Genomic DNA, 12,269 nt, shown 5'->3' with positions numbered 1-12,269 from the left:
GTTTCCTGATTTGAGTCGTTTCGACGCGTTACTTGCGTTTCCGTCTGGGGGGCAACCTGCCGGGAGACTCGGACTCAATGTTGCGGAAACAAGGGAGCGAAGTTGCTCGGGCGCATTTGAGTGCGCGCGATGCTTTTCGGGGCATGCACGATGGTGCAGGCCTGCTGTGAGAGGAAATGACGGGGAATGACAAGCAAGCATGTGGCCGTCCTTCTGGGGGGATTCTCGTCCGAGCGGCCCGTGTCCCTGTCGTCGGGTAAAGCCTGTGCCGATGCGCTCGAGGGAGAGGGCTACCAGGTCACCCGCGTCGACGTCTCGCGCGACATCGGCTCGGTGCTGGGCGCGCTCAAGCCTGACGTCGTCTTCAATGCGCTGCACGGCCCCTTCGGCGAGGACGGCACCATCCAGGGCATCCTTGAGTACCTCGCCATTCCGTACACCCATTCCGGCGTGCTTGCCTCGGCGCTCGCGATGAACAAGGAGCAGGCCAAGAAGGTCGCCAAGGCGGCCGGCATTCCGGTGGCCGAATCGAAGGTGGCCAATCGCTTCGCCATCCAGAACAAGCACCCGATGAAGCCGCCCTATGTCGTCAAGCCGGTCAACGAAGGGTCGAGCTTCGGTGTCGTCATCGTCCATGAAGGCCAGTCGCATCCACCGCAGATCATCGGCTCGTCCGAGTGGAGATATGGCGATACGGTGATGGTCGAGCGTTATGTGCACGGACGGGAATTGACCTGCGCGGTGATGGGCGATGTGGCGCTCGGTGTCTGCGAGATCATCCCGACCGGCCATTCCTTCTACGACTACGATTCAAAATACGTCGCGGGAGGATCAAAACACGAATGCCCGGCAAAACTTTCACCGAATATTTACCAAAAAATACAGACACTGACGCTCAAGGCTCACCAAGCTATCGGCTGTCGGGGCGTTTCCCGGTCGGACTTCCGTTATGACGATCGTCACTCCGAAAACGGCGAAATTGTCTGGCTCGAGGTCAACACCCAGCCGGGCATGACGCCGACGTCTTTGGTGCCGGAAATCGCCGCGCAAGCGGGACACTCGTTCGGCGATTTGTTGAGTTGGATGGTGGAGGACGCTTCGTGTCTGCGTTGAAGTGGGGACAGGGCAAGGGGAAGGGCGCGGCCGGGCCGGCGCTGTTCGGCATGCCGTTGTCGTTCGACCATTTCGTGCTGCCGCGCCTGCTCCGCCGGCCGGTGCGCGTGCTGGCGCGCCTCGGCGAAGGCGACTTCGAAGCGCCGCCCTATTGCGCTGCCATGCTGTCGGCGGCACTGCTTGTTTCGAGCAGTGCCTATGGCGCCTATCTCGGCGGATATTCCGACGCCATCGTCCAGAGTGTCACCGCCCGCACCGGCTTTGCCGTCGACCAGGTCAAGGTCGTCGGCAACCGCGAAACGTCCGAGATCGATATTCTCGACAGGCTGGAACTCGACGGCTGGACCTCGCTGATCGGCTTCGATGCCGAAGCCGCGCGCGAACGCATCACCACGCTGCCCTGGGTCGAAGCCGCGGCGGTGCGCAAGGTCTACCCGCATACGCTGGAAGTGCGCGTCGAGGAGCGCGAGCCGTTCGCGCTGTGGCAGCAAGGCAGCGCGCTTTCGGTCATCGAGAAATCCGGCACCGTCATTGCGCCGTTCTCCGGCGGCAAGCAGATGTTGCTGCCGCTGATCATCGGCACCGGCGCACCTGCCAAAGCGCCGGATTTCCTGGCCAAGATCAAGAATTATCCGGAGCTCGCCGCGCGGATCAAGGGCTATATCCGCATCGGCGAACGGCGCTGGGATCTCAAGCTTGAAAACGGCATCACGATCAAGCTTCCCGAAGACGGTGAGGATCAGGCGATTGCCGACCTGGTCAGGATGGACCACGAGAACGGGCTTTTGACGCGCGACATCGCCGCCGTCGACATGCGCCTGTCCGATCGTCTGGTCGTCCAGTTGACGCCGGAAGCGGCGACGCAGCGCCAAGCCGCGCTCGACGAAAACCCCAAGATGCTGAAGCGCAAGCCGGAGACGAAGATATGAGCTGGCTTGGCGGCAATAGCGATACCTCGTCGCGCCGGTCCGGCATCCTGACGGTGCTGGATGTCGGCTCCAGCAAGGTCTGCTGCGTGGTGGCCAAACTCAAGCCGCGCGACGATGGCAAGCTGCTGCGCGGACGCTCGCATCGCGTCCAGGTGATCGGCATCGGCCACCAGAAATCGCAAGGCGTGAAATCGGGCGTCGTCATCGATCTCGACCGCGCCGAGCACGCCATCCGTCTGGCCGTCGACGCCGCCGAACGCATGGCGGGACTGACGGTCGATTCGCTGATCGTCAACATGACTGCCGGTCGGCTGAAGAGCGAGGCTTTTTCGGCCACCATCAATCTCGGCGGCCATGAGGCCGACGAGGCCGACATCAAGCGCGTGCTTGCCGCCGGTGCCAAGCAGGCGCTGCGGGCCGAGCGCGAGGTGATCCATTCGCTTCCCGTTGCCTTTTCGCTGGATGCTGAGCGCGGTGTGCGGGATCCGCGTGGCATGGTTGGCGACCAGCTTGGCGTCGACATGCACGTGCTGACAGGCGACGCAGCGCCCTTGCGCAATCTGGAGCTCTGCATCAACCGCTCGCACCTGTCGGTCGAGCGCATGGTGGCGACGCCCTATGCCAGCGGGCTAGCCGCGCTGGTCGATGACGAGCTCGAAATGGGTGCGGCCTGCATCGACATGGGCGGCGGCACGACGACGATCTCGGTGTTTTCGGAAGGCAAGTTCGTCCATGGCGACGCCATCGCGATCGGCGGCAACCACGTCACGCTGGACATGGCCAAGGGCCTGTCGACCTCGCTCGATGCCGCCGAAAGGCTGAAGGTGATGCATGGCTCGGCGCTGCCTGGCAGTGCCGACGACCGCGACCTGGTTTCCATCCATCCGATCGGCGAGGACGGCGAGGTGCCGTTGCAGATCCCGCGCTCGGTGATGACGCGCATCATCCGCGCCCGCATCGACGAGACGCTGGAATTGCTGCGCGACCGGCTGAACAAATCCGGCTACGGCAACGCGGTTGGCAAGCGTGTGGTGCTGACCGGCGGCGCCAGCCAGCTTGCCGGCCTGCCCGAAGCAGCACGCCGCATCCTCGGCCGCAATGTGCGCATCGGACGCCCGCTTGGCGTGGCAGGCCTGCCCGAGGCGGCCAAGGGGCCGGCTTTTTCGACGCCCGTAGGGCTTCTGATCTACCCGCAGATGGCGAGCTTCGAGAGCCGCCCGGCGAAGGGAATTTCCGGTCTTCGGATGACCGGAACGGGCGGAAAACTGCATCGAATGAGTCAGTGGTTGAGAGACAGTTTTTAATTTGACGGGGACAGCCCCATAGGCGGCCGCGGCGGCGAAGCGGCGGGAAAGGCAAAGGACCAAGACAATGACCATCAATCTGCAGAAGCCGGACATTACCGAGCTCAAGCCGCGCATCACCGTGTTCGGTGTCGGCGGCGGCGGCGGCAATGCCGTCAACAACATGATCACCGCCGGCTTGCGCGGCGTCGAGTTCGTGGTGGCCAACACCGACGCGCAGGCATTGACGATGTCGAAGGCCGAGCGGCTGATCCAGCTCGGCGCGCATGTCACCGAGGGTCTCGGCGCCGGATCGCAGCCTGAAGTCGGGCGCGCGGCGGCGGAAGAGTGCATCGACGAGATCATCGATCATCTCTCCAACACGCATATGTGCTTCGTCACTGCCGGCATGGGCGGCGGCACCGGTACCGGGGCGGCCCCCGTCGTTGCCCGCGCTGCCCGCGAAAAGGGCATCCTCACCGTCGGCGTCGTCACCAAGCCGTTCCACTTCGAAGGCCAGCGCCGCATGAAGACGGCCGACATGGGTATCGAGGAACTGCAGAAATGCGTCGATACCCTGATCGTCATTCCCAACCAGAACCTGTTCCGGCTGGCCAATGACAAGACCACCTTCGCCGATGCCTTCGCTATGGCCGACCAGGTGCTCTATTCGGGCGTTGCCTGCATCACCGACCTGATGGTCAAGGAAGGCCTGATCAATCTCGACTTCGCCGACGTCCGCTCGGTCATGCGCGAAATGGGCAAGGCGATGATGGGAACCGGCGAGGCTTCGGGCGAGGGCCGCGCAATGGCCGCGGCTGAAGCCGCCATCGCCAACCCGCTGCTCGACGAGACCTCGATGAAGGGCGCCAAGGGCCTGCTGATCTCGATCACCGGCGGCCGCGACCTGACCCTGTTCGAAGTCGATGAGGCCGCAACCCGCATTCGCGAAGAGGTCGACCAGGACGCCAACATCATTCTGGGCGCCACCTTCGACGAGGAACTCGAAGGCGTTATCCGCGTATCGGTGGTCGCCACCGGCATCGACAAATCGGCGGCCGAAATCGCTGCCGCGCCGATCGCCATCCGCGCGGCTCCGCCGAAGCCGGTCAGCCGCCCGGCGGCCCAGGTCACGGAAATGCGCCCGGCGCCTGTCCAGCAACCGATCTATGAACCACGTGCTGCCGATCCGGTCGCCGAGGCCATTCAACTCGCCGAGGCGAATGCGGCAGCGATGGCACAGGCCCGCCCGGCACCGGTCGCGCATGCGGAAGACTTCCGTCCGCAGAGCAAGATCTTCCAGGCGCCTCCCGCTCAGCCGCAGCCGATGATGCAGCCGGTGGCTCAGCAAGCGATGCAGCCCGCTCCGCATCGTGAAATGCCGCAGCCGGTTGCCGCGGCACCCCAGCGCATGCCGCGGGTCGAGGATTTCCCACCGCAGGTGAAGGCTGAGGTGGAAGCCAAGGCCCGGCCGGCTGACCACGAGAACAGCGGCCCGATGGGCTTGCTCAAGCGCCTGACCAACGGGTTGACCCGCCGCGAAGAGGAGCCTGCACGGTTGCAGCCGGCGCAGCCGCGCGAACCGAAACTGCGCCAGGCGCCGGCGGAGGTGCGCCGCCTTGCCAGCCAGGATCCGCAGCTTTACGCGCCGCGCCGCGGCCAGCTGGACGAGCAGGGCCGCCTGACGCCGCAGAGCCGGGCTGTCCAGGAAGACGATCAGTTGGAGATTCCCGCCTTCCTGCGCCGACAGGCCAATTGATCTGTTAACGGTTCGTAACAGTTGTTAACAGGCGAGCAGGAAACTGTTCGCCTGTTAATATTAAAAGCACTTTTAAAACAAGGACTTATGGGGCAATCCTCCGCTGGGCCGCGGTTACAACGAGTAAGAAACCGTGATTTGGAGTCTCCCTGCGGGACCATTATCTTCGCCACCGGCCAAAGTCGGTTTGCTGGGAGTCTCGGGGAAGTGGCCCTGCCTGCCGATCAATCAAGAGCCGCGCCCTCAGGGCAGATGAAGCGGACCTAGGCAGTACGGGCTATGGGGATTGTTTTGCACGACTATCAGACGACACTTAAATCGCGTGCGACGCTGACCGGCATCGGCGTCCACAGTGGCAATCCGGTCACCGTCCATTTCCTGCCGGCAGATGCCGATACGGGTGTTGTCTTCCAGCTTTCGAATGCGAGCGGAAGCCACGAATTTCGCGCGCTCGTTTCCGAGGTCGGCGCCACCGATCTCTCCACCATGCTCGGCGATCCGCAAGGTGAGCACATTGCTACGGTGGAGCATCTGATGGCGACGCTTTTCGGGCTTGGGATCGACAATCTCGTCATCGAAATCGACGGCCATGAGGTGCCTATTCTCGACGGCAGCGCGGTGATGTTCGTCGAGGCCATTGACCAGGCAGGCATCGAAACGCTGCCGGTCAAGCGTCGCTACATCAGGGTGGTAAAGCCGGTTCGCATCGAGAACGGCGCTTGCTGGGCGGAGTTCAGGCCCTATGACGGCACGCGCTTCGAGATCGAGATCGATTTCGAAAGCCCAGCGATCGGGCGCCAGCTTTTTGCATCCGACATGAATGCCGACATTTTCCGCCGCGACGTCGCGCGTGCCCGCACTTTCGGTTTCATGAAGGACGTCGAGCGGCTGTGGGCGGCCGGCTATGCGCTCGGCTCGTCGTTGGAAAACTCCCTGGTGATCGGCGACGACAACCGCGTGATCAACATGGGAGGCGTGCGCTATCCCAACGAGTTCGCGCGCCACAAGACGATGGACGCGATGGGCGACCTGGCGCTCGCCGGTGCCCGGTTCATCGGCTGCTTCCGCTCCTATCGTGGTGGCCACAGGCTGAACGCCGCTGCGCTGCGCCGTCTCTTGTCGGACCGTTCGGCTTTCGAAATCGTCGAGACGACGCGCCGCGAGCGCGGCCGGACCGCCGAGATGAGCGCCGTCAACGCACCCCTCTATGCGCCCTGGATGATCTGATTCTTAAGGTCTTACGGCTCCCGTTGCGGTCAAGCTGTGTTGCATGGATGCATCACCGGCCGGCCAAATTACATAGCTTTCCAGGTAGCGCCAAACCGCCACAAAAATGTGCGATTGGCCGGGGATAGCGTTGCCGGGCAAGGCAATTATGGTTTATGGCTGCTGCCGTCGACTGAAATGACGCCGAAAGGGCGGAATCCAAACATGTTTTTCAAGCGAGTTGGTCAATCGAAGGCGCTGCGGCGGGCTGTTTTCCTGGCGCTTTCGGTGGTCGTTCCATCGCTGTTTCTGTCGGCCTGCATGTCGTCCGAGAAGGACGTCGATCTGTCGACCTATGTCGATCAGACCGAGCCGGCCGACGTGCTCTACAATCAGGGTCTCGCCAATCTGAATGCCGGGCGCCTGCAGGAGGCAAGCCGCAAGTTCGATGCCGTCGACCGCCAGCATCCATATTCCGAATTCGCCCGCAAATCGATGGTGATGGGTGCCTTTGCCGACTACCGTCAGGGCAATTACGACGAGGCGATCGGTTCGGCCAAGCGCTACCTGACCCTCTACCCGTCGACCGACGATGCAGCCTATGCCCAGTATATTATCGGGCTGAGCTACTACCGTCAGATCAAGGACGTCACCCAGGACCAGAAGGAAGCGCGTCTTACCGCGCAGACGATGCAGGATCTGGTGACGCGCTGGCCGACTTCCGAATATGTCGACGATGCCAAGGAGAAGATCCGCTTCGCCAACGATCAGCTCGCCGGCAAGGAGATGCAGATCGGCCGCTACTATCTCGAGCGCCGCGAATACATCGCGGCCGTCAAACGGTTCCGCAACGTCGTGGAGAACTATTCCAACACACGCCATGTCGAGGAGGCGCTGGCGCGTCTTACCGAGAGCTACTATGCGATGGGGCTGACGTCGGAAGCGCAGACCGCTGCGGCCGTGCTCGGCACCAACTATCCCGACAGCCAGTGGTACAAGGACTCCTACAAGCTCCTGCAGAGTGGTGGGCTCGAGCCGCGCGAGAATGCCGGATCGTGGATCTCCAAGGCCGGGAAGCTGATCACCGGCGCCTGAGCGGCGCGTCACCATGCTCTCCAGGCTGTCGATCCGCGATATCGTTCTGATCGAGAAGCTGGACATCGACTTCTCGTCCGGCCTTTCGGTCCTTACCGGCGAAACCGGCGCCGGAAAATCCATCCTGCTCGACGCTTTGTCGCTGGCGCTTGGCGCCCGCGGCGACGCTTCGCTGGTGCGGCATGGCGCGGCACAAGGCCAGATCATCGCCGTCTTCGACGTGCCGCGCAACCACGCGGCTCGCATGCTGCTTGCCGATAATGCCATCGAGGACGACGGCGACATCATCCTGCGCCGCGTCCAGACGGCGGACGGCCGCACGCGTGTGTTCGTCAACGACCAGCCGTCCAGCGTGACGCTGATGCGCGACATCGGCCGTGCGCTGGTCGAGATCCACGGCCAGCATGACGAGCGCGCTTTGGTCGATCCCGGCGCCCATCGCGAGTTGCTCGACAGTTTCGGCGGCCATCTCGGCCCTGCTCGGGCAACCGGCGAGGCGTGGCGGCGTTGGCGTACCTGCGAGCAGGAATTTTCACGACACCGGGCCAAAGTCGAGGCAGCTGCCCGCGAGGCCGATTATCTGCGTGCAGCGGTCGCCGAATTGACCAGGCTCGATCCGCAACCGGGCGAAGAGACGGAGCTGGCCGAACTGCGCGTCGCGATGATGCGAGCCGAAAAGATCGCCTCGGAAATCCACGATGCGCAGGATGTGCTCTCGGGTCCGTCCTCGCCCTTGCCGCAATTGGCCAGCCTGCTCAGGCGGCTGCAGCGCAAGGTGACCGAAGCGCCCGGGCTGCTCGAGGATGTCGTCAAATCGCTCGACGAGGCGATGCTGTCGCTCGACGCAGCGCAGTCGGGCGTGGAAGCAGCACTTCGCGCCACAGAATATGATCCGCAGCGGTTGGAGAAGACCGAGGAGCGGCTGTTTTCGCTGCGTGCCGCCTCGCGCAAGCACAGCGTCGCCGTCGATGACCTGGCGCAATTGCGTGACACCATGGCTGCCGACCTTGCCGATCTCGACGCCGGCGAGGAGCGCCTGCATGCGCTGGAGAAACAGGCTGCAGCGGCGCGTCAGGCCTATGACATTACGGCGGCCCAGCTGTCGTCGCTCCGCCATGCGGCGGCCGTCGGGCTGACCAAGGCGGTAATGGCCGAACTGCCGGCGCTGAAGCTCGAACGGGCCGAGTTCATCGTCGAGATCGCAAGCGATGCCGAGAGCCGCATGGAAGAAGGCATCGACCAGGTCGAGTTCTGGGTGCGCACCAATCCTGGCACCAGGCCGGGCCCGATGATGAAGGTCGCTTCCGGCGGCGAGCTTTCGCGCTTCCTGCTGGCGCTCAAGGTCGCGCTGGCCGATCGCGGGTCGGCGCCGACTTTGGTCTTCGACGAAATCGACACCGGCGTCGGCGGTGCCGTTGCCGATGCCATCGGCCAGCGGCTGGCACGGCTGGCAAAACGCGTGCAGGTGCTTTCGGTCACGCATGCGCCGCAAGTGGCAGCGCGCGCGGCGACGCATTTCCTGATCTCCAAGTCGGGCGGGGCCGACCGGGTCTCGACCGGCATCGCCGAGATGGACCGGGCGGCGCGGCAGGAAGAGATCGCACGCATGCTCGCCGGCGCCACCATCACCGACGAGGCGCGCGCGGCGGCCGAGCGACTGCTGCGGGAGAACACCGCGGCAGCCTAGAGCGGTTCATCTTTTCTTCGTTTCTGCGCAATTCCGGACGGAAAACCGTTTCACAGGTTTCCTGGAATTGCTCTAGACGAGTTCGTTTCCGGCGCTCGCGACCTGAGTCAGGGTCTGGCGCCATCCTGCTGTTCAGGAATGATTTTCCGTGTTTGGTCTCTCCCTCGTGAAAGAATCCTGTTCTATTGTGTCGCGCCACCGTGGAGGGAGCAGTGCATGGACGAAAAACCAGTGGATTCGCTCAGCGAAAGCGAGGCGGCAAGCGAGTTGAAGCGGTTGGCGCAGGAGATCGCCGAGCACGACCGGCGCTACCATGGCGAGGACGCGCCGATAATCACGGATGCGGAATATGACGCGCTGACCCGGCGCAATCTCGCCATCGAGCAGCGGTTTCCGCATCTTGTGCGCGAGGATTCGCCCTCACGCAGGGTCGGCGCGCCGCCGGCGGAAGGTTTTGCCAAGGTGCGCCACGCGGTGCCGATGCTCAGCCTCGCCAAGGCCTATACCGACCAGGACGTCGCGGACTTCATAGAACGGGGCCGGCGATTCTTTGACCGCGACAAGGGTCTGAACATTGCCTTCACGGCTGAGCCGAAGATCGATGGGCTATCGGCCTCCCTACGGTATGAAGGCGGTGTGTTCGTACAGGGGGCAACGCGCGGCGACGGCGCCGTCGGCGAGGACATCACTGCCAATCTCAAGACCATCGCCGATATTCCCAAAACCTTGAAGGGATCGGACTGGCCCGAGGTCATCGAAATACGCGGTGAGGTCTATATGACCTACGCGGAATTCGAGGCGCTGAAGCAACGTTCGGCGGCGATCGGCGGCCAGGATTACGTCAATCCGCGCAATACGGCGGCCGGGTCGCTCCGTCAGAAGGACCCGTCCGTTACCGCCAGCCGCAACCTCAAATTCTTTGCCTACGCCTGGGGCTATACCACAAAGGATCCGGCTCCGACCCAATACGATTCCGTGCAGAAATTCGCGGAGTGGGGATTCAAGGTCAGTCCGCTGATGGTCCGGGCAAAGTCGGTCGAGGAACTGGTCGCGCATTATCACCTAATCGAGACCCAGCGTTCATCGCTGGGCTACGACATCGACGGCGTCGTCTACAAGGTGGACCAGTTGGAATTGCAGCGCAGATGGGGCTTCGTCACCGGCGAACCACGCTGGGCCATCGCCCACAAATTTCCGGCCGAACAGGCGATGACGACCGTGCTGAGGATCGACATTCAGGTCGGCCGTACCGGTACGCTGGCGCCCGTTGCCCGGCTTGCGCCCGTCACGGTCGGCGGCGTCGTGGTCGAAAATGTCACGCTTCATAACGAAGATTACATCAAGGGTCTGGACAGCAACGGCCAGCCGATCCGCGACGGCTATGACGTGCGTATCGGCGACACAGTGGTCATCCAGCGGGCAGGGGACGTCATTCCGCAGATCGTGAGCGTCGTAGCCGACAAGCGTCCGCCAGATGCCATGCCCTACGAATTCCCGCACAAATGTCCGATCTGCGGTTCACCCGCGACGCGCGAAATCAACGAAAAGACCGGCAAGGAAGATTCCCGCCGACGTTGCACCGGCGAACTGATCTGCCCTGCGCAGGCCGTGGAAGGATTGCGCCACTTTGTGTCGCGCGGCGCCATGGATATCGAAGGCCTGGGCGCCGAAAACATAGACCTGTTCTTCAATGCCGGGTTGGTCAAGACAGCCGCCGATATCTTCACTCTCCGGGACCGCCGTCCCGCCGTCACCAAGGCGCTGGCGGAGCGGCGGGAGGAGCAGGCCAGGCAGCGTGAGGCCGCATCGGGCAAGACGCGCAAGAATGTACGCAGTGTCGAGGAACGCAACTACGACGGCCTCGACAAGCTCTTCGCTGCCATCGACGCTCGTCGCGAACCGGAACTCGATCGCTTCATCTTTGCGCTGGGCATCCGCCATATCGGCGAAACGACGGCCGCTGTGCTGGCCCGAACCTTCTCGACCATCGAGGAGTTGATCCGCATTGGCAAGGAGACAGCAGCGGCAGCCGATCCACACACCGTTTTTCCTTCCATCAACGGCATCGGCGATACCGTGATAGGCGCTCTTCGTGATTTCTTCGGCAATGAACGCAACGACGCCGTGCTTGAAGCGCTGCTCACACAGGTCCACCCGAAGCCGTACATCGTGAACGTCTCAGCCGATAGCGCGGTCGCCGGCAAGACCATCGTGTTTACAGGCACGCTGGAAAGGATGACGCGCCCCGAGGCCAAGGCGATGGCCGAACGTCTCGGCGCGAAGGTCGCCGGCTCGGTTTCTGCGAAGACCGATCTCCTGGTGGCAGGGCCGGGCGCCGGTTCCAAGCTGAAGGACGCGACCAAATTCGGTATCGAGGTGATCGACGAGGACACCTGGCTGCAGCGGATCGGCAAGGGCGGGTGATGGCGGCTGCGTTCAACGGTTTTGGGCAAAAGGCCATTCCCTTCCTCAAGGCGCTCGATTTTCATCAGAGCCGGGAGTGGTTTTTGGAAAACCGCGACCTTTTCGAACGCGACCTGCGCGATCCCTTCGGCGATCTGGTCGAGACGCTCTCCGAGCGCTTCACGGCATTGGGGCTCGGCCTGCGCGGCGACCGCAAGAAGTCGCTGTTCCGGATTAATCGCGATGTGCGTTTCGCCAAGGACAAACGGCCTTATAACCGGCATTTGTCGGCGATCCTTTCGCCTGACGGCACCAAGATGGAACAGGGCGTGTTTTACGTCCATATCGGGCTCGAGCGCTGCTTTGCCGCCATTGCCTGGTGGCAGCCCGGACCGGAGCTATTGCTGGCGCTGCGCAACGCGATCGCGAAGCGGCCCGCTGAATTCCGCAGCCTCGTCGCGGCGCTGAAGAAGAACGGCCTCGAGCTTGATCCGGACGGCTGCATGAAGCGCACGCCGCGCGGCTTCGAGCATATCGCCGAGCCCGATCTCGCTGCCGCGATCCGCAACCGGCATTTTGCCGTCCGGCACGCAATCGAGCTCGCGGATATCTACGGAGCTGGATTGGTCGACGAACTCGTCGACTTCGTCATGCGGGCAAAACCGCTGCTCGACTGGGGCAGGGCGATCGAAGGCAAGGCTTCGCCGCGCTAGTCTAGTTTCCGTCCACAAACGTCAAACTGTTGATTTTATTGCCTAAATCGTGACTTTGCGCGGGCAAGGCCCGGCGGTTTC

At 63.1% G+C, this 12,269-nt stretch carries 9 protein-coding genes; all 9 read left to right on the top strand.

Annotated elements, in window-relative coordinates; all coding sequences use genetic code 11:
* The first annotated feature begins 186 nt into the window (after positions 1 to 186).
* The 9 genes from NKJ46_RS16060 to NKJ46_RS16020 all read left to right on the top strand — a co-directional run bounded on the left by NKJ46_RS16060 (position 187) and on the right by NKJ46_RS16020 (position 12,188).
* A complete protein-coding gene (locus NKJ46_RS16060) occupies positions 187 to 1,113 on the top strand; it encodes a D-alanine--D-alanine ligase (protein WP_352564487.1) in 927 nt (308 codons plus the stop codon).
* Entirely contained in the window at positions 1,101 to 2,042 is a 942-nt protein-coding gene (locus NKJ46_RS16055; protein WP_352665942.1) for a cell division protein FtsQ/DivIB, read from the top strand. Before NKJ46_RS16060 ends, NKJ46_RS16055 begins: the two co-directional genes overlap by 13 nt.
* Positions 2,039 to 3,346: a cell division protein FtsA gene (ftsA, locus tag NKJ46_RS16050; RefSeq protein WP_352564489.1), complete on the top strand. Its 1,308-nt coding sequence runs from the start codon at positions 2,039 to 2,041 to the stop codon at positions 3,344 to 3,346. Before NKJ46_RS16055 ends, ftsA begins: the two co-directional genes overlap by 4 nt.
* Before the next feature lie 67 nt (positions 3,347 to 3,413).
* Positions 3,414 to 5,084 carry a cell division protein FtsZ gene (gene ftsZ, locus NKJ46_RS16045; RefSeq protein WP_352564490.1) on the top strand — a complete coding sequence of 557 codons (1,671 nt, stop codon included), beginning with the start codon at positions 3,414 to 3,416 and terminating at the stop codon, positions 5,082 to 5,084.
* 279 nt (positions 5,085 to 5,363) lie between these two features.
* The gene (gene lpxC / locus NKJ46_RS16040; RefSeq protein ID WP_352492693.1) at positions 5,364 to 6,311 is read left to right on the top strand and encodes a UDP-3-O-acyl-N-acetylglucosamine deacetylase; all 948 of its coding nucleotides are present in this window, start codon (positions 5,364 to 5,366) and stop codon (positions 6,309 to 6,311) included.
* A 204-nt stretch (positions 6,312 to 6,515) separates the two neighbouring features.
* Positions 6,516 to 7,385, top strand: coding sequence for an outer membrane protein assembly factor BamD (locus NKJ46_RS16035; RefSeq protein ID WP_254818981.1), 870 nt, complete (start codon positions 6,516 to 6,518; stop codon positions 7,383 to 7,385).
* A gap of 13 nt (positions 7,386 to 7,398) precedes the next feature.
* Positions 7,399 to 9,072, top strand: coding sequence for a DNA repair protein RecN (recN, locus tag NKJ46_RS16030; RefSeq protein WP_352665941.1), 1,674 nt, complete (start codon positions 7,399 to 7,401; stop codon positions 9,070 to 9,072).
* 216 nt (positions 9,073 to 9,288) lie between these two features.
* On the top strand, positions 9,289 to 11,496 hold the full coding sequence (gene ligA / locus NKJ46_RS16025) for an NAD-dependent DNA ligase LigA (protein ID WP_352665940.1): 2,208 nt from the start codon (positions 9,289 to 9,291) through the stop codon (positions 11,494 to 11,496).
* On the top strand, positions 11,496 to 12,188 hold the full coding sequence (locus NKJ46_RS16020; protein ID WP_352665939.1) for a DUF2461 domain-containing protein: 693 nt from the start codon (positions 11,496 to 11,498) through the stop codon (positions 12,186 to 12,188). Before ligA ends, NKJ46_RS16020 begins: the two co-directional genes overlap by 1 nt.
* Positions 12,189 to 12,269: the final 81 nt, after the last annotated feature.

It is taken from the genome of Mesorhizobium sp. M0166, assembly GCF_040322255.1.
Lineage (GTDB): Bacteria > Pseudomonadota > Alphaproteobacteria > Rhizobiales > Rhizobiaceae > Mesorhizobium.
The sequence above is the reverse complement of the archived record's forward strand: the minus strand, read 5'-3'. Positions and strand labels throughout refer to the sequence as shown.